The organism is Sphingosinicella sp. (assembly GCF_052388015.1).
In the GTDB taxonomy this organism is placed as follows: Bacteria; Pseudomonadota; Alphaproteobacteria; order Sphingomonadales; family Sphingomonadaceae; genus Allosphingosinicella.
This window is the reverse complement of the sequence record NZ_JBQTIN010000152.1, coordinates 1-16193: the sequence shown is the minus strand read 5'-3', so window position 1 is coordinate 16193 and position 16193 is coordinate 1. Positions and strand designations below refer to the sequence as shown.

General features: G+C 67.6%; 17 protein-coding genes, 1 tRNA gene and 1 pseudogene. 11 read left to right on the top strand and 8 right to left on the bottom strand.

The annotated features are described in order from the left end of the window. Positions 1-253 precede the first annotated feature (253 nt). Together ACT4N3_RS12555 and folP are read left to right on the top strand one after the other, a co-directional pair. Positions 254-1378 carry a site-specific DNA-methyltransferase gene (locus ACT4N3_RS12555; RefSeq protein WP_444855564.1) on the top strand — a complete coding sequence of 375 codons (1125 nt, stop codon included), beginning with the start codon at positions 254-256 and terminating at the stop codon, positions 1376-1378. Positions 1379-1387: 9 nt separating this feature from the next. After that, the gene (gene folP, locus ACT4N3_RS12550) at positions 1388-2464 is read left to right on the top strand and encodes a dihydropteroate synthase (protein WP_444855563.1); all 1077 of its coding nucleotides are present in this window, start codon (positions 1388-1390) and stop codon (positions 2462-2464) included. On the opposite strand, the gene ACT4N3_RS12545 is transcribed toward folP, so the two are convergent. The 6 genes from ACT4N3_RS12545 to ACT4N3_RS12520 all read right to left on the bottom strand — a co-directional run bounded on the left by ACT4N3_RS12545 (position 2404) and on the right by ACT4N3_RS12520 (position 9831). Beyond that, on the bottom strand, positions 2404-3720 hold the full coding sequence (locus ACT4N3_RS12545) for a L,D-transpeptidase family protein (protein WP_444855562.1): 1317 nt from the start codon (positions 3718-3720) through the stop codon (positions 2404-2406). The genes folP and ACT4N3_RS12545 overlap by 61 nt on opposite strands. 95 nt (positions 3721-3815) lie before the next feature. Next, positions 3816-4178 carry a GFA family protein gene (locus tag ACT4N3_RS12540; RefSeq protein WP_444855561.1) on the bottom strand — a complete coding sequence of 121 codons (363 nt, stop codon included), beginning with the start codon at positions 4176-4178 and terminating at the stop codon, positions 3816-3818. Positions 4179-4189: 11 nt separating this feature from the next. Beyond that, positions 4190-4627: a DUF1772 domain-containing protein gene (locus ACT4N3_RS12535; RefSeq protein WP_444855560.1), complete on the bottom strand. Its 438-nt coding sequence runs from the start codon at positions 4625-4627 to the stop codon at positions 4190-4192. A 53-nt stretch (positions 4628-4680) separates the two neighbouring features. Then, the gene (locus ACT4N3_RS12530; RefSeq protein WP_444855559.1) at positions 4681-5967 is read right to left on the bottom strand and encodes a glycoside hydrolase family 130 protein; all 1287 of its coding nucleotides are present in this window, start codon (positions 5965-5967) and stop codon (positions 4681-4683) included. Positions 5968-6007: 40 nt separating this feature from the next. Next, entirely contained in the window at positions 6008-8293 is a 2286-nt protein-coding gene (locus tag ACT4N3_RS12525; RefSeq protein ID WP_444855558.1) for a glycosyltransferase family 4 protein, read from the bottom strand. A gap of 77 nt (positions 8294-8370) precedes the next feature. Continuing rightward, positions 8371-9831 (bottom strand): sigma-54-dependent transcriptional regulator, encoded by a 1461-nt coding sequence (locus ACT4N3_RS12520; RefSeq protein ID WP_444855557.1) that lies wholly within the window; start codon positions 9829-9831, stop codon positions 8371-8373. A 147-nt stretch (positions 9832-9978) separates the two neighbouring features. On the opposite strand from ACT4N3_RS12520, the gene ACT4N3_RS12515 reads away from it, so the two are divergent. The 9 genes from ACT4N3_RS12515 to ACT4N3_RS12475 all read left to right on the top strand — a co-directional run bounded on the left by ACT4N3_RS12515 (position 9979) and on the right by ACT4N3_RS12475 (position 15791). Then, positions 9979-10116, top strand: a complete 138-nt coding sequence (locus ACT4N3_RS12515; RefSeq protein ID WP_444855556.1) for an aa3-type cytochrome c oxidase subunit IV — start codon at positions 9979-9981, stop codon at positions 10114-10116. Positions 10117-10129: 13 nt separating this feature from the next. Further along, entirely contained in the window at positions 10130-11257 is a 1128-nt protein-coding gene (locus ACT4N3_RS12510; protein ID WP_444855555.1) for a Re/Si-specific NAD(P)(+) transhydrogenase subunit alpha, read from the top strand. Then, on the top strand, positions 11254-11658 hold the full coding sequence (locus ACT4N3_RS12505) for a hypothetical protein (protein ID WP_444855554.1): 405 nt from the start codon (positions 11254-11256) through the stop codon (positions 11656-11658). The genes ACT4N3_RS12510 and ACT4N3_RS12505 overlap by 4 nt, the downstream gene beginning before the upstream one ends. Positions 11659-11825: 167 nt before the next feature. Beyond that, on the top strand, positions 11826-12185 hold the full coding sequence (locus tag ACT4N3_RS12500) for an endonuclease domain-containing protein (protein ID WP_444855553.1): 360 nt from the start codon (positions 11826-11828) through the stop codon (positions 12183-12185). After that, the gene (locus ACT4N3_RS12495) at positions 12186-12467 is read left to right on the top strand and encodes an NAD(P) transhydrogenase subunit alpha (protein WP_444855552.1); all 282 of its coding nucleotides are present in this window, start codon (positions 12186-12188) and stop codon (positions 12465-12467) included. Between the two features lie 26 nt (positions 12468-12493). Continuing rightward, the gene (locus ACT4N3_RS12490) at positions 12494-13948 is read left to right on the top strand and encodes an NAD(P)(+) transhydrogenase (Re/Si-specific) subunit beta (protein WP_444855551.1); all 1455 of its coding nucleotides are present in this window, start codon (positions 12494-12496) and stop codon (positions 13946-13948) included. A gap of 340 nt (positions 13949-14288) precedes the next feature. Next, the gene (locus tag ACT4N3_RS12485; protein WP_444855550.1) at positions 14289-15158 is read left to right on the top strand and encodes a winged helix DNA-binding protein; all 870 of its coding nucleotides are present in this window, start codon (positions 14289-14291) and stop codon (positions 15156-15158) included. 46 nt (positions 15159-15204) lie between these two features. Beyond that, positions 15205-15280: transfer RNA gene (locus tag ACT4N3_RS12480), tRNA-Val, on the top strand. A 103-nt stretch (positions 15281-15383) separates the two neighbouring features. After that, entirely contained in the window at positions 15384-15791 is a 408-nt protein-coding gene (locus ACT4N3_RS12475; protein ID WP_444855549.1) for a GFA family protein, read from the top strand. A gap of 20 nt (positions 15792-15811) precedes the next feature. Here ACT4N3_RS12475 and ACT4N3_RS12470 read toward each other — a convergent pair whose 3' ends face one another. After that, positions 15812-16060 carry a hypothetical protein gene (locus tag ACT4N3_RS12470; RefSeq protein WP_444855548.1) on the bottom strand — a complete coding sequence of 83 codons (249 nt, stop codon included), beginning with the start codon at positions 16058-16060 and terminating at the stop codon, positions 15812-15814. After that, positions 16057-16193: pseudogene (locus ACT4N3_RS12465) on the bottom strand (XRE family transcriptional regulator); the annotation flags it as partial. The pseudogene ACT4N3_RS12465 and the gene ACT4N3_RS12470, both read right to left, overlap by 4 nt.

Genomic DNA, 16193 nt, shown 5'->3' with positions numbered 1-16193 from the left:
GCGCAGCGAAGCAATCCAGTGCTGCTTGGATTGCCGCGTCGCTTCGCTCCTCGCAATGACGGGAGGGCGAGTCTTTCACGCCACACTACTGCCGGTTGAGTCCCGAAGCCGGTCCGCACCACCAGATGTTGCGGGGGCCGGTTTCGTTCCCCACAAGCTCAACCGATTGTTAACCATGTTCTGCAAGTGTCTGAACTTGACCATGGAGTCCGGGTGACTCAGCATGGCCGTCCGAACCTGGGGGGCGGTAGAGATGAGCGTGATGGGGCGTCTCGGCCTGACACGGCCGAAAGAGGCGGCGACGAAGCCGGAGCTGCCGCTCGGCCAGATCCTGCAGGACGATTGCGTCGCGGCGATGAAGCGTCTGCCCGACGCGTGCATCGATATGGTCTTCGCCGATCCGCCCTATAATCTTCAGCTCGGGGGCGATTTGTTCCGGCCCGAAGGAAGCCGGGTCGATGCGGTCGACGACGCCTGGGACAAGTTCGACACCTTCCAGGCCTACGACGATTTCACCCGCGCCTGGCTCGCCGAGGCGCGGCGCATCCTGAAGCCGAACGGCACGCTCTGGGTGATCGGCTCCTACCACAACATCTTCCGGGTCGGGGCGGCGCTCCAGGACGCGGGCTACTGGATTTTGAACGACATCATCTGGCGCAAATCGAACCCGATGCCGAACTTTCGCGGCACCCGCTTCACCAACGCCCATGAGACGTTGATCTGGGCCTCCCGGAGCGAGGACAGCCGCTACACCTTCAACTATCGCGCGATGAAGGCGCTCAACGACGAATTGCAGATGCGCTCCGATTGGGTGATCCCGATCTGCGCCGGCGCGGAGCGCGAGAAGCAGGACGGGGCCAAGGCGCACCCGACCCAGAAGCCCGAAGCTTTGCTCTATCGGGTGCTGCTCGCCTCGACCAAGCCGGGCGACGTCGTCCTCGACCCCTTTTTCGGCACCGGCACGACCGGCGCGGTGGCGCGGCGGCTCGGGCGCGAATGGATCGGGATCGAGCGCGAGAGCCGTTACATCGAGGTCGCCAAAGCGCGGATCGAATCCACCTTGCCGCTCGACGAGAGCGCGATGCGCACGATGGGCGCGCGCGCGGCGCAGCCCAAGGTGCCGTTCGGCGCGCTCGTGGAAAGCGGGATGATCGTGCCCGGCGCGGAATTGACCGATTCGAAGCGGCGCTGGCGCGCGGCCGTGCGCGCCGACGGCACGCTGGAGATCGCCGGAACGCAAGGATCGATTCACAAGGTCGGCGCCGGCTTGCAGAACGCGCCGTCCTGCAATGGCTGGACGTTCTGGCATGTCGAGCGGGAGGGCATGCTGGTCGTGCTCGACACGCTCAGGCAGGACTATCTCGCCGCGCTGGCCTAAGGCCGGCGGATGACCGGCCGACTCTATCTCCGCCCCACTGGCTTCGTCGACGCGCCGTTCGGCCATGACGGCAAGGTCGCGCGGCTCGCGGGTGGGCTGAACTGGTTTTCCGCAGTGGAGATTGTCGGCGATGCCGGCGTCGAGCTGGTGCCGGTCGAGACCTTCGAGGCTCGACTGGCCGATCTCGGGGATGCGGCGCGGACGGCCTGGACCAACATCACGTCGCCACGTGCCTCGCTGTCGTTGGGCGAGCGGACGGTCCGGCTCGATCAGCCGCAGGTGGTCGGCATTCTCAACGTCACGCCGGACAGCTTCTCGGACGGCGGACGGTTCGCCGACGTGGAAGGCGCGATCCAGGCCGGGCACGATATGGCCGGGGCGGGTGCGGCGATCGTCGACGTCGGCGGCGAATCGACCCGACCGGGCGCGAAGCCGGTCTGGGAAGGGGACGAGACCACGCGGGTCGAGCCGGTGGTGAGGCGGCTGGCGGCCGGCGGCGTCGCGGTGTCCATCGACAGCCGCAAGGCGAGCGTGATGGAAGCGGCGCTGGGCGCAGGCGCGGCTTTGGTCAACGACGTGTCGGCGCTCACCTGGGACCCGCGCACGGCGGAGGTCGTGGCGCGCGCCGGCTGCCCGATCGTGCTGATGCACCACAAGGGCGATCCGGCGACCATGCAGGACGATCCGCGTTACCACCGGCCCGTGCTGCTCGAAGTCTTTGACTGGCTGGAGGAGCGGATCGTGACGGCGACGGCGGCCGGGATCGCGCGCGAAAAGATCGTCGTCGATCCGGGGTTCGGCTTCGGCAAGACCGTGCAGCACAACCTTCAGATCATGAACGGCCTTGCGATGCTGCACGGCCTCGGCTGCCCGATCATGCTCGGCGCGAGCCGCAAGCGGACGATCGGCGCGATTTCCAACGAGGCGCCTGCGGATCAGAGATTGGGAGGTTCATTGGCGCTGGCCATGAAGGCGGCGGAGCAAGGGGCGCAGCTCATCCGCGTCCACGACGTGCCGGAAACGCTTCAGGCGCTCCGCGTCTGGCGCGGCCTCCGCGATACGGCGCTGACGCCGTCCCGCGCATAGACGTCCGGCAGGAATGCGACACCATCCTGGCTCGGCAAGGCGGTGAAATAGGCAATGTAGACCGGCACCGGCTCCGGCAGGTCGACGCGCTGCTCGGGTGCGCCGCTCGGGCGCGGTGGGCGGCCACGAAAGAGCCAGCGCTCGAGGCGGCCGGCATCCTCCACCCGCACGCAGCCGGAGCTCTGCCGCCGGTCGGCGCCGGCGAACAGGCCGCGCAACGGCGTGTCGTGCAGATAGACGCCGAGATCGTTGGGCAGCATGAACTTGATCCGGCCCATCATATTGTGCGCGCCTGGCGTCTGGCGCAGGTTCACGAAGCGCCTCCCGGCCGCGACCGCGCGCCAGTCGACTTGTGACGGATCGAGCCGCCGCGCCTGCGGCGACCAGTCGGAGAGCACTTCCAGCCGCTCGGCGCGGATCGCCGCCGCGCCGCCGCGGGCACGCTGCCGGATCAAATCGGGCGGCAGGTTCCAATAGGGATTGAGCGCGGCGTAGCGGATCAGCCCGGCGAGCTGCGGCGTCGGCATCGCCGGCTTGCCGACGATCACCCGCATCGTGTCGCGGATGCGGCCGTCCTCGATCATCCAGAGGCGCGCCGAGGCGGCGTCGACCAGGATGTAGCGGCCGGAGGGGCGGGCCGGGATCGCGCGGGCGCGCTCGATATTGGCCTCCAGCAGCCGGCGTTGGGCGGCATCGCCGTGGAAATTGGCGAGGGCGCGGGTGAGGCCGGCGAAGACCGGGTTGATCCGTTCCATCTCGTCGAAATGGCGCGTGAAGGAGGGCGCTTCGGCCAGTTCCCGGAGCAGGTCGTCGGCGCGGCGGGGCGCGGGCGCGAGCCCGGCGTCGATGTAACGGATCGCATTGGCGGCGGGCGCGCGATGATGGGCGCGGACCCAGGCGATATAGGCCTGGCTGAGCAGCAGATCGGCGCGGGTCAGCCAGTGACGATTGCCACCGGCCGCCGCATCGAGCGCGGTGCGCAGCGCGGGCGAGTTGGCGGTGCCACGCACGAGCGCTTCAAGTCGCGCCGCCTCCGGCCGAAGCAGGCCGTCCTGAACCCAGACCGGCCGGTAGGCGCGCTCCCGATAGAAGGCCGCGATATCGGGATCGACATCGAGCGCCGGCAGGATTGGAATGGTGACCGACGCGCGGGCCGGAGATGCCGCACCGGTCGCGGTCCAGGAGCTCAGAGGCAGCACGAGGAGGCAGGCCAGCGCCAGGCCGAGAGCACGGAGGAGCCGGACGAGCCGCGTCATGCGCTCGCGCCTATGCGCGCGCGGCCATGGCGATCAAGTGCTTGAACGGACAGGGAAACCGCCCGTCCCGCTTCGGGACGTGCGGCGCCCGAAGGTTATTTCGGACCAGGCACCTTGAGCGCTCCGTCGAACTTCTCGATCGTCAGGCTGTCGATGTCGATGTCGTCGGCGCAGCGGAGGTTGATTTCGACCATCGGGCCGCTCGGGCCTTGCCCTTCGGCGAACGGCGCACAGCCGCAGGTCTTGCAGGAATGAAAGCCGATATTGCCGGTATTCCAGCGATAGGTGCCGATCGCGTCGCGCGAGGTTTCGAGCGTGAACTTGTCCGGCGTCGTGAAATGGTGGAGCGGCGCCCGCCGGCGGCAGATCGAGCAATTGCACTCCATCGCTTTGGTCGGCGCATCCTCGTCGACCGTGTAGCGGACCGCGCCGCAATGGCAGCCACCCTCGAATGGCATCCTCGTCTCCCTCAGGTCAGCGCGCGATAGAGACCGGCGGCGTAGATCGCGGTCGCGGCGAGGCCGATCGACGTGCGCCCCGCATGGAGCCGGCCCCAGCGCCCCAGCATCGCCACCGTCTCGGCGGAAACCGCTTCCGGCGGGGTCGCCTTCAGCCGGTTGTTCAATTGCCACATGACCGCGAAGGTGTAGGCGATCGCGCCCAGCATCACGAGGCCGCCGGCCAGGAAGAACAGGTCGTTCCACCGCAGCCAGACCGCGATCCCGACGAGGCCGGAGAGGCCGGCGAGCGACGCCTGCATCACCGCGCCATGAGCGTAAGCGGACTTCCATTGGACGAGTTGCGCCGTGGGCTCGATCCGTCCCCGCGCCGGATGCTCGGCGAACAGGACATAGAGCGCCGCGCCGGAGAACAGGGCGGCGAGGGTGAGGGCGGCGATCGCGAGCATCGCTGTCTCCTACAGGCTGTGTCCGCCCTTGGCGATGAGTCGCCGAACGGACTTCATCCCGCCATCGCCGCGAGCAGGCTTTTGATCGGCACGAAGGCGAAGGCGACCGACATGTCGGCGACGCCATAAGGCATGAACAGGTCATCGCCCACCTTGAGCGTGCCGCACGTATAGACCACGTTGGGGACATAACCGTCGCGATCGTCGTCGGCCGCAGAGAGCAGGGGCTGGGCGGTGCGGCCGAGCACGCGCGACGGGTCCTCCTTGTCGAGGAGCGCCGCACCGATCGCATATTTGCGCATCGCCCCAACGCCGTGGGTCAGCACCAGCCAGCCCTCGTCGAGCTCGATCGGTGGGCCGCAATTGCCGATCTGGACCAGCTCCCAGGGATAGAGCGGCTCGAGCAGCAGCCTGCCTTCGTCCCAATGGCCGAGATCGTTGGAGGCGAGCAGGAACAGATTCTTGCCGTCCTGTCGGCCCAGCATCAGATAGCGGCCGCCGACCCTGCGCGGGAACAGGGCCATGCCCTTGTTGCGCGGCGCCGTGCCGGTCATCGGCTGCAGTATGAAGTCGTGAAAGTCGCGCGTGCGCAGCAGTTCGGTGCGGATCCCGGTGCCGGAGAAGGCGGTGTAGGTGCCGATCCATTCGCGCTCGCCGTCATCGTCGACGAATTCGGTGAGGCGCAAATCCTCGAGCCCGTTGCGTTGCGCCGCGGTCATCGGGAACAGGACGGTGCCGGAGAGCGAGCTGTCCTTGTGGCGGTGAACGACGATGCCTTCGCTTTCCTTGATCGAACCGCGCCGGGTCGAGTTGGCGGCGGTCGCGAAGGGCGGCTCGGCCAGCAAGTGAAGCTCGCGCTTCGGCGTGACGATGCCCTCGCGGAATGCGATCGAGGAGATATGGCCCTCGCCCACTGCCCGCAGCGATATGATGAAGCGGGCAGCGCCGTGGCTCAGCCCGCTCTGGTCGGGGTGCCGAACGACGCTGGGATTCATCAAAGCCGCCGCCGAATAGCTGTATTCGTGGCAGAAATAGGCGCCGATCAGCAGCTTCTTCTCGCGCCTTATCGCACGGCCGTCGAAGCCAAGCTGGTCCTCCAGCTCCTCGTAGCGGGCGAGGAAGATTTTTTCGGTCTGCCAGTGACGCGACTCGAAATCGCGCATGACCAGAGCGAGCTCGGACCGCGCCGTGCGCATGTCCATCTCGCGCACCTGCGCGACCAACGCAGCGGTCCGGTTCCTGTCGCCGCTCTGCACGTTCCAGGCGAGGTGAAAAGGGCGGACCACGACCCGGCCCGGCTCGGCGCGCAGGCGCAGCTCGTCATGATGGAGCTCGATCATCGGCGCTCCTATGGCGATTGGGTCGGACGGACGGAACCCCCTAGCGATCGAGCAGCGCGCGGATCGCGCGATTGGCAAGCTGGAAGGCCAGAACCGATTCGGCGCCGCGATTGCGGTTCGCCTCGACCGGGCCGAGACCGTCCAGGCACTCGCCGCTCGCCGGATCGCCCATGGTCGCGCCGAGATCGTTCTCGCCCTCGTACCAGCGCCAGGCGGCGAGCGCCGCGTCGACCCAGACGCGATCGCCGCTCGCGGCATGTGCCGCCGCACAGGCGTCGATCGTCGCCCAGGCTTCCAGCGGCTGCTGATCGAACGGCGCCGGCGGGGCGTAAGGCATGCCGAAGCTCGCCGTGCCAACCGGGCGGAAATGCCCCAGGGGCGCGCGCTGGACGTCGACGAGCCAGGCGAGCGCCTCGAGGCCGTCGGCAACCCATTCCGGTCGGCCCAGCACGACACCCGCGCGGATCAGCGCTTCGGGCAGGCGGGCATTGTCATAAGAGAGGGAGGGCTCGAACCAGATCCAGTCCGGGCGGCGTTCGGCCTGGAGCGCTTCGGCCAGCGCCTTCCCGAATGTGGCGAGCAATAGCGTCGCGAACTCGTGGCCGGGTTGCGCCTCCATCATTTCTGCCGCGCCGAGAACGGCGAAGGCGCGCGACCGGGGAAATGTGAAGTCCAGGAAGTGAGGCGCGCTGCATTCGAACAGCCCACGGGCCCAGTCTCTCAGGTCGGCCAGGCGGCCGTCGCGCGCCGTGACGCCGAGCGACCAGAGTGTCCGGGCCGAGCTGTCGTCCGATCCCGCCTCCTCCAGCCAATGCCGGTCGAAGGCCATGAAATTGCGGAACCGGCCCGCGTCCGGGTTCCAGGCGTGCTGGACGAAGGCGGCGTAGACCGGCGTCCAGCGCGCGTAGAGCGAATCGGTCAGATCATCGGCGCGCTGCATCAGGATCAGCGCGCGGGCATTGTCGTCGACGCAATAGCCGTGGGCGCGATTCGGCACACCATAGTCGCTATGCTGGAGGATGCCGGTGTCGTCGCTCAGCCGGGCGATCGCCGAAAAGGATGCCAGAGCGGGCATGGCCGGCGGGACCGGCTCCGCGGCGGGGCGCGGTCCCGCCTCGAAGATCGTCGTCATCTCCGCGACGGCCGCTTCCGCCAGCCGCGGCCAGAGCATGGCTCGGCCGAGCGCATGGTTGGCCCGGGCCATGCGCTCGCGCTCATCGCCATTGTCGAGCAGGGCGTTGATCGCCGCGGAGAAGCCGGCGCTGTCGCCGAAGCCGACCAGCCGGCCGTGGCCGCGTGCAAGCAGCTCGGCGGCGTGGACATAGGGTGTCGAGACCACCGGCTTGCCCATCCCGACCGCATAAGCGAGCGTTCCCGAGGTCATCTGCTGCGCGCCGAGATAGGGCGTCACATAGATGTCGGCCGCTTCGAGGAAATCCAGCAACCGCTCGGTCTCGACGAACTCGTCGACGAAGCGGACATGGTCGGCGACGCCGCGCGCGCCGGCGAGTTCGGCGAGGCGCTCGCGATAGGCCTCGCCCTGGCGCGCGACGAGATGGGGGTGGGAAGCGCCGAGCACGACATAGAGAACGTCCGGATGGCGCGTGACGATCGCCGGCAGCGCCTCGATCATCGTCTCGATCCCCTTGCCGGGCGAGAGCAGGCCGAAGGTGAGCAGCAGCTTGCGGCCGGAGAAGCCCAGCCGCGCCTTCATCGGCGCGCTGTCGGTGAGCGGCCGGTCCGGCACGCCGTGCGGGATAACGCGGACCTGGCCGGGACGTGCGCCATAAGTCTCGGCCAGAATCTCGCGGCCGCGTTCGGCCATCACGAACAGCCGGTCGGCGCGGCGGACCAGCGCCTGCATCACCCTGCGCTGATTCGCGTCGGGGCGGGCGAGGACGGTGTGCAGCGTGACCGCGACGGGAATGGTCAGCACGTCGAGCAAGGCGAGCAGATGCGCGCCCGCCGGGCCGCCGAAGATGCCGTATTCATGCTGGATCCAAAGCAACTGGGCGCCGCTCGCCTCGATACGCTGCGCTGCAGCACGGTACGCGGCGGGGTCTTCCTCAGGGATGCTCGTCGAGACCGCGTCGGAATAATCGTAGGGTCCGCTCCCATCGTCCATCGCGAAGACATCGACAGCCAGGTTCGGAAAGCGCCCGGCGAGCGCCGACCGGACGTCGGCGGTGAAGGTCGCGATGCCGCAGCGCCGAGGCGGGAAATTGCCGAGCAGGGCGATATGACGGAGGCCCGCATCGGTCCGAGTGGAGAACAGCGGAATGGTCTCGGCCGTGGCGACCGGCCGATCGATAAGCGCAAATGTCACAAATACCTCCGTCGTCATCTAACGACGGAGCAAGCCATTAGGTTTCCGACGTATTGTGCGCCGCAGCAAAAAACAACCTAGGCGGCGATGTCGCCGATGCCGAGCTCGCCGAGTTTGCGGTAAAGGGTGGAGCGGCCGATGCCGAGCCGCCGCGCGACCTCGGTCATCCGGCCGCGATAATGGCCGATGGCGAGACGGATCACGTCCGCCTCGATCTGCTCCAGCGGGCGCAGATTGCCGTCGGCCTGGTAAAGCGTGATGCCCGGGCCGTGGGCATAAGCGGCGGTCGAGGACTGGCCGTTCAGCGGCTTCGCATGGAAATCGTCGGCGCGGCGGCCATGGCTCGCTTCGGTCGCGATATGCGGGAAATCGGCGGCGGTCAGCGCGTCGCTTTCGCAGAGCACGGCGGCGCGGAACAAGGCGTTCTGGAGCTGGCGGACATTGCCCGGCCAGCCATAGGACATCAGCACCGCCAGCCCGTCATCGGTGATCGAGAGGTGCCGCATCCCGGGCTGCTCGGCGATCCGGTTGAGCATGTGGCGGGCGAGGGCGGGGAGGTCGCTGATCCGGTCGCGCAAGGGCGGGATCGGCACGTGGACGACGTTGAGCCGGTAATAGAGATCCTCGCGGAACCGCCCCTTGGCGACCTCCTCCGCGAGGCGCCGGTTGGTCGCCGCGATGATCCGGACGTCGACGGTCTGGGTGATCCGCGAGCCGAGCCTCTGAAACTCGCCGCTCTCGATCGCGCGCAGCAGCTTGACCTGCGTTTCAAGCGGCAGCTCGCCGACCTCGTCGAGGAACAGGGTCGAGCCCTCGGCGTCCTCGAACCGGCCGATATGGCGGTCGAAGGCGCCGGTGAAGCTGCCTTTCTCGTGGCCGAACAGCACCGACTCGACGAGATTTTCGGGAATCGCGCCGCAATTGACGACGTGGAGTTGCTTCTTGCCGCGCGGGGAGGCGGCATGGATCGCCTGGGCGACGATCTCCTTGCCGACGCCGCTCTCGCCTTCGAGCAAGACGGGCGCGCGAGCCCGGGCCGATTTGGCCGCCACAGCGAGCGCGGCGCGAAAGGCGGGCGCGGAACCCACGATCTCCTCGAAGCCGAGGCTCTTGCTGATCTTCTCGGACAGCGGCCGCAGCTCGCCGGTCGTCCGGCGGCGGTCGGTGGCGCTGTTCAGCGCCGTCAGCAGCCGGTCCGGCGCGATCGGCTTGACCAGGAAATCGGAAGCGCCGGCGCGCATCGCGTCGACCGCGCAGGCGACAGTGGACTGGGCGGTGAGGACAAGCAGCGGAAGCTCGGGCCGGATCGCCTTCACCTCGCGGACCAAGGCCGCGCCTTCCTCGCCCGGCAGCCAGTGATCGAGCAGGACCGCGTCCCATTTCGGCTCCTGCGGGTCGGCCGCCATCTCGCGCGCCTGCTCGATGTCGTTGGCGCCGCGCACCCACCAGCCGGCGCGCGCGCCGATCGCCGCGACCAGCCGGCGCTGGGCCGGCTCATCGTCGATCAGCAGCAGGCAGCGGGTGGGATCCGGCCGCATCACTTGTCCCCTTCGTCCGAAAGCGGGACCGTTTAGGCCAAGCCGGGTAAAGGCGGCCTTAAGGCGAGTTCGCGGGCCATGCCGCCTTGCCCTTCGCCGCTTATGGTTGGTAGGAGGCCTCAACGCAATGAAGCGAGGGACGAGACGATGGCGGCGACGGGCGATGCGGAGCGCGAGGTCGCGCGGCACCGCGACACCTACGGCTTCTTCACCGGGCTGATGAAATGGGGGACGATCCTCAGCTTCGTCGCGGCGATGATCGTCGTCTTCATCATCGCGAATTAGGGGAGACGCGGGGGTGAAAATCGCGGTCCTCAAGGAAACAGCGGCGGGCGAGCGCCGCGTCGCCGCGACCCCCGAAACGGTCAGGAAATTCATCAATCTGGGCGCCAGCGTCGCGGTCGAGGCCGGCGCCGGCGAGGGCGCCAACATCGCCAATGACGATTATGTCGCGGCCGGCGCGACGATCGGCCCGCGCGGCGAGGTGCTGAAGGACGCCGATATCATTCTCGCCGTGCAGGGCCCGGAAGTGGCGGAGATCGAGGGGGCGAAGAGTGGCGCCCTGCTGGTCGGCGCGCTCAATCCGTTCGGCAAGCGCGAGCGGGTCGACGCCTATGCGGCGGCCGGGCTCGACGCGATTTCGATGGAGTTCCTGCCGCGCATCACCCGCGCCCAATCGATGGACATGCTCTCCAGCCAGGCCAATCTCGCCGGCTACAAGGCAGTGCTCGACGCCGCGTCGGAATATGGCCGCGCCTTTCCGATGATGATGACCGCAGCGGGCACGGTGGCGGCGGCGAAAGTGTTCGTGATGGGCGTCGGCGTCGCCGGCCTGCAGGCGATCGCGACCGCGCGCCGGCTCGGCGGTCAGGTCTCCGCGACCGACGTGCGCGCCGCGACCAAGGAGCAGATCGAGAGCCTCGGCGCAAAGGCGATCTTCGTCGAGAAGGTCGCCGGCATCGAGGGCGAGGGCACGGGCGGCTACGCGACCGAGATGTCCGACGAATATAAGGCGGCGCAGGCCGAACTCGTCTCCAGCCATATCGCCAAGCAGGACATCGTCATCACGACCGCTTTGATCCCGGGCAGGCCGGCGCCGCGCCTGATCAGCGACGCGCAGCTCGCATCGATGAAGCCGGGCAGCGTGATCGTCGATCTGGCGGTCGAGGCGGGCGGCAATGTCGAAGGCGCCGTTGCGGGCGAGGTCGTGACCAGGCACGGCGTCAGGATCGTCGGCCACAGGAACGTGCCGAGCCGGCTCGCGGCAGACACGTCGGCGCTCTACTCGCGCAACCTCTACAATTTGCTCAGCGCCTTCTGGAACGCCGAGACCAAGGCACTCGCGCTTCCCGACGACGATGAGATCGTGAAGGGCGCGCGGCTGACCCAAAGCGGCAAGGTCGTCAGCGAACGGCTGCTGGGATGATGACGGGGCGCGCCGCCCCGCTGGCGCTGATCGCCGCCGCTATGCTGGCGGGCTGCTCGACGATGGACGACGCTCATGCCGGCAGCGGCTGGAGCCGGGCGCCGGATCTTGCCGTCTATGGCGCGATGGAGATGTATGGCGGGATCGCGCGCGAGCAATCGATCCTGTGCGGCGGATTCCGGACAGAGGTGGTGCGCGAGCGCTGGCGGGACGATTTCGGCGTCCGTGCCGATGCGGTCGAGGCGGCTTTGGTGGCGCGGCATGGCGCGGAAGCGGTGGAGCGCGCGGGCTTATCGCCGACGCGCCGCGTCGCCTGCCCACAGATTCCGGACATGAGCTGGCGCGTCCAATATGCGCGCCTGCTGCGGCTGCTCGAGACACGGCTGGGCCTGAGGGGATGAGGAATGGACCTCTAAAATCCTCCCCCAAGGGGGGAGGGGGACCGCGAGCCGAAGGCTCGTGGTGGAGGGGTGTCAGCGTCCGTCGCCTGGCGCCGCGCTTTTCACCACCGCTGACACCCCTCCCCCGCTTCGCGGTCCCCCTCCCCTTGCAGGGGAGGATTTGAGCTATGCTTCAAGGACCCAAAAAGACGATGGGGCAGGCGCGAAAGCTGCGCCGGGAAATGAGCCTTCCCGAAGTTTTGCTTTGGCAGGAACTTCGCAAGCGTCCGTCAGGCTTGAAATTTCGTCATCAGCATCCCGCCGGCCCATACGTGGCCGACTTCTTCTGCCACCGGGCGCGCTTGGTCATCGAGGTCGACGGCGACGCGCATGGTAGAGGGGTTCGCCCCCGAAGGGATGCCATTCGCGACGCCTGGTTCGCTGCTCGACGATTTGAGATCATGCGCATCCCGGCCGCCGAGGTGCTTGGGAATTTGGACGGAGTCCTGCAGGGTATCGTCGCCCGCGCCGGCTCAGGGGAGGACTGAATGGACTTCATCACGATCCTGTCGATCTTCGTCCTGGCCTGCTTCGTCGGCTATTATGTCGTCTGGTCGGTGACGCCGGCGCTGCACACGCCGCTGATGAGCGTCACCAACGCGATCTCCTCAGTGATCATCGTCGGCGCGCTGATCGCGGCGATGGCGGCGGGCAGCCCGAGCGCGCGCTGGCTGGGTCTCGCCGCGGTGGTGATGGCGAGCATCAACATCTTCGGCGGCTTCGCGGTCACGGCGCGGATGCTGGCGATGTACAAGAAGAAGGAACGCTAGGGTGACGGGGCAGGGGGATCTGAGCCATGCATGAGACCATTGCCGCGCCCGCCTGGGTGATGCTCGCCTATCTCGTCGCGGGCGTGTGCTTCATCATCGCCTTGCGCGGCCTTTCCAGTCCGGAAAGCTCGCGGCGCGGCAATCGGTACGGCATGATCGGCATGGCGATCGCGGTCGTCACGACGCTCGTCCATTACGCGCCGCACATGCCCGGTCAGACCGGGCTCGCGGGGCTGGATCTGCGCTTCGTGGCTGAGGTCGCGGCGGCGATCGCGATCGGCGCTGGCATCGGCCTGGTGATGGCGCGGCGGATCGCGATGACCGCGATGCCGCAACTCGTCGCCGCCTTCCACAGCCTGGTCGGCCTCGCCGCGGTCGCGGTCGGCGCGGCGGCGTTCCTGAACCCGCTCGCCTTCGGCCTCACCGACGCGGCGACGGGTCTTATCCACGTCAACAGTCGGGTCGAGATGGGGCTCGGCGTCGCGATCGGCGCGATCACCTTCTCCGGCTCGGTGATCGCCTTCCTGAAGCTCAACGGCAACATGTCGGGCAAGCCGATCATCCTGCCGCTGCGCCACGTCATCAACCTCGGCACGCTCGCCGCGATCGTCGGCCTGGTCGGCTATTTCACCCAGGATCAGGCGCCGTGGATCTTCTGGACGGTGATCGGCCTCAGCTTCGCGATCGGCTTCCTGCTGATCATCCCGATCGGCGGCGCCGATATGCCGGTCGTCGTCTCGATGCTGAATTCCTACTCGGGCTGGGCAGCCGCGGCGATGGGCTTCACGCTGCAGAACAGCGCGATGATCATCACCGGCGCACTGGTCGGCTCCTCGGGCGCGATCCTCAGCTACATCATGTGCCGGGCGATGAACCGCAACTTCATCTCGGTCATCGCCGGCGGCTTCGGCGGCGGTGACGTGGCGGCGGGCGCCGAGGCGGCGATCGACCGGCCGTGGAAGCGCGGCAGCGCCGAGGACGCGGCGTTCCTGATGAAGCAGGCCGAGCTGGTGATCATCGCGCCGGGCTACGGCATGGCGGTGGCGCAGGCGCAGCATGCGCTCCGGGAGATGGGCGACCTGCTGGAAGCAGAGGGCGTGAATATCAAATATGCGATCCACCCGGTCGCGGGTCGCATGCCGGGGCACATGAATGTGCTGCTCGCCGAGGCGGCGGTCGATTATGAGCAGGTGTTCGAGCTGGAGGACATCAATTCCGAGTTCGCCCGTGCCGACGTCGCCTTCGTGATCGGCGCCAATGACGTGACCAATCCGGCCGCCAAGACCGACCGCTCCTCGCCGATCTACGGCATGCCGGTACTCGACGTGGAGAAGGCGAAGACGGTGCTGTTCGTGAAGCGATCAATGGGCGGCGTCGGCTATGCCGGCGTCGACAACGAGCTTTTCTATCGCGACAACACGATGATGCTGCTCGCCGACGCCAAGAAGATGGTCGAGGAGATTGTGAAGTCCATGGGTTGAGCGCGGGGCGCTCAACCTCTTCACAATCTCGTCAAGTCGATGGGCTCGGGCCACTAAAGCCTGCGAATCGGTCCAAACTGCATCCATTTCGGATTGAGTTTCGCGACAGCGACGGTCTGTTATCGCGACTATCTTTTTTTGGTCTGCGATGTGCGCCGTTCCCGCATGGCATCGCCCAAGCCGGTTGCTGTGCCGAAGACGCTCCGGTTTGGCGAAATATCGGTTCGATCAGCGACTTAGGCGCGATTAACCGCGTCCAGTTCGGAGTAAGTCCCGGATTCCGAACAGACGTTGCTCACGCCATCCCGCTTCGGCGGACGCACTGGCGATCGGGGGGCAAATGTCGCATGATCCGCTGGCGATGATCGAATATCGATCCGATCCGGCGATATTCATTTTGGGGGACAGCCGCGATGCCGTCGCGCGCTGGCGCGATGCGGCTGAGAGCGCCGGCATCCCGGTGCGCGGCACAAGCGAGACGATTTCGACCAATGTCGATCTGCCGGTGGCGAGCGTGCCACTGGCGATCGAGATCGATGGCGATCCGACCTCCGGACTATTGGAGTGGCTTCACGCGGAAGCCGAGGCGGGGCGGCGCATCGCCCTGAGCGCCTCGCCATCGCTGATGGACGACGCAATCGCCTGGCACGACAATATCCGGCTCTCCAGCGCGCCGACGCCCATGCAGCGGCTCGAGGATCTCGCCGCGCTGGTGACGCCGGCAAGCGCGCGGCTGCACGACGTCGGCCGCGACGGCCACGACATGCTGCGCAAGCTGTCCGAGGATGTGGGCCGGATCGCCGAGACGCTGGCCACGCTCGCCGAGGAACCGGAAACGGTTCGCGGCGAAGGCGAGGACGAGGCGCTGGACGCCGCGGCGATCCGGGCGATCATCCGTGCCCGGCGGCTGCGCGAGAATTATTTTCCGGCCTGCCTGTTCGCCGATCCAGCCTGGGACATGCTGCTCGATCTGATGGCGGCGCGGCTGGAAGGATCGCCGGTCGCGGTCTCCAGCCTCTGCATCGCCTCGGCCGTGCCGGCGACGACGGCCCTGCGCTGGATCCGCACGCTGACCGAGCGCGGGCTGCTGGTGCGGGTCGCCGATCCCCGCGACGGCCGGCGGGTGTTTATCGACCTGTCCGATCAGACGGCGCGGACGTTGGCCGACCATCTGCGCGCGGCCAGGCGGATCAGCCCGCTCATTCTCTGACGCGGCCTTGCCCGCCGCGACCAGCGATGGCAGGGCGCGTCAATCCGGGCGCTTAGCTCAGCTGGTAGAGCATCTCGTTTACACCGAGAGGGTCGGCGGTTCGAGCCCGTCAGCGCCCACCAGCCTTCGCTAAAGCTACGGCTGGCCAGCCAGCCGGAGGTTTGCGAAGGCTGCCCGCCATGGCTTCAACGACGGCGGGCTACGGCGCTGGATGGGAGAACACCGATGGCGAAGCAAACCTATCACGGCAGCTGCCATTGCGGCGCGGTCCGTTACGAGGCGGACATCGACCTCGATGCCGGCACCGGCAAATGCAATTGCTCGATCTGCGCCAAGAAAAGGATGTGGGGCGCGGGCATCAAGCCGGAGGACTTTCGCCTGCTGTCGGGCGAGGACCAGCTCGGCGACTATCAGTTCGGCTCGATGCAGGGCCATCATCGCTTCTGCCGAACCTGCGGCGTCAGCGTCTATGGCCATGGCTATGTGAAGGAGATCGGCGGCGCCTATGTCTCGGTTTATGTCGCTACGCTCGACGATGTCGACGATGCGACGCTGGCCGCTCTGCCGGTCCAGTATATGGACGGCCGCAACGACAATTGGTGGAACCCGCCGGCCGAGACGCGGCACCTGTAGGTCGCCCCAGCAACAGGCACTCAGCGCTTCGCGGCGATTCGGTCGAGCAACGCGCGGCCCGCTTCGCTGACCCGCCAGGGGCGCGCGCCTTCGAACGGATAGTCGCAATATTCCCAGCCCTCTTGCGTGACGATCTGGCAATCTTCGCCGCGGAAGTCGTGGCGCACCTCGGCGACCTTGCGCGGCCCCAGCCAGATTTCGAAAACATAGTCGCCAAACTCCGGCGCATCGCGGCCGCGATAGCGCACGTCATAGTCGTCTTCGCTCACAGCGACCGGATCAGCTTCACCGCCACCGCCGCCCAGGGCGGATCGGTGACCACGCTCTGGCGGCCGCCGGCGCCGAGCGGCAGGATGTGGAGCTTGTTGTCCTCGCGCCCGATCAGCCGGCCGAAGATGAAGC

What these genes read in the sequence shown, in the direction of transcription:
- ACT4N3_RS12555 (WP_444855564.1), top strand. Translation starts at nt 254, where the DNA reads ATGAGCGTGATGGGGCGTCTCGGCCTGACACGGCCGAAAGAGGCGGCG.
- folP (WP_444855563.1), top strand. Translation starts at nt 1,388, where the DNA reads ATGACCGGCCGACTCTATCTCCGCCCCACTGGCTTCGTCGACGCGCCG.
- ACT4N3_RS12545 (WP_444855562.1), bottom strand. Translation starts at nt 3,720, where the DNA reads ATGACGCGGCTCGTCCGGCTCCTCCGTGCTCTCGGCCTGGCGCTGGCC.
- ACT4N3_RS12540 (WP_444855561.1), bottom strand. Translation starts at nt 4,178, where the DNA reads ATGCCATTCGAGGGTGGCTGCCATTGCGGCGCGGTCCGCTACACGGTC.
- ACT4N3_RS12535 (WP_444855560.1), bottom strand. Translation starts at nt 4,627, where the DNA reads ATGCTCGCGATCGCCGCCCTCACCCTCGCCGCCCTGTTCTCCGGCGCG.
- ACT4N3_RS12530 (WP_444855559.1), bottom strand. Translation starts at nt 5,967, where the DNA reads ATGATCGAGCTCCATCATGACGAGCTGCGCCTGCGCGCCGAGCCGGGC.
- ACT4N3_RS12520 (WP_444855557.1), bottom strand. Translation starts at nt 9,831, where the DNA reads ATGCGGCCGGATCCCACCCGCTGCCTGCTGCTGATCGACGATGAGCCG.
- ACT4N3_RS12515 (WP_444855556.1), top strand. Translation starts at nt 9,979, where the DNA reads ATGGCGGCGACGGGCGATGCGGAGCGCGAGGTCGCGCGGCACCGCGAC.
- ACT4N3_RS12505 (WP_444855554.1), top strand. Translation starts at nt 11,254, where the DNA reads ATGATGACGGGGCGCGCCGCCCCGCTGGCGCTGATCGCCGCCGCTATG.
- ACT4N3_RS12500 (WP_444855553.1), top strand. Translation starts at nt 11,826, where the DNA reads ATGCTTCAAGGACCCAAAAAGACGATGGGGCAGGCGCGAAAGCTGCGC.
- ACT4N3_RS12495 (WP_444855552.1), top strand. Translation starts at nt 12,186, where the DNA reads ATGGACTTCATCACGATCCTGTCGATCTTCGTCCTGGCCTGCTTCGTC.
- ACT4N3_RS12490 (WP_444855551.1), top strand. Translation starts at nt 12,494, where the DNA reads ATGCATGAGACCATTGCCGCGCCCGCCTGGGTGATGCTCGCCTATCTC.
- ACT4N3_RS12485 (WP_444855550.1), top strand. Translation starts at nt 14,289, where the DNA reads ATGTCGCATGATCCGCTGGCGATGATCGAATATCGATCCGATCCGGCG.
- ACT4N3_RS12475 (WP_444855549.1), top strand. Translation starts at nt 15,384, where the DNA reads ATGGCGAAGCAAACCTATCACGGCAGCTGCCATTGCGGCGCGGTCCGT.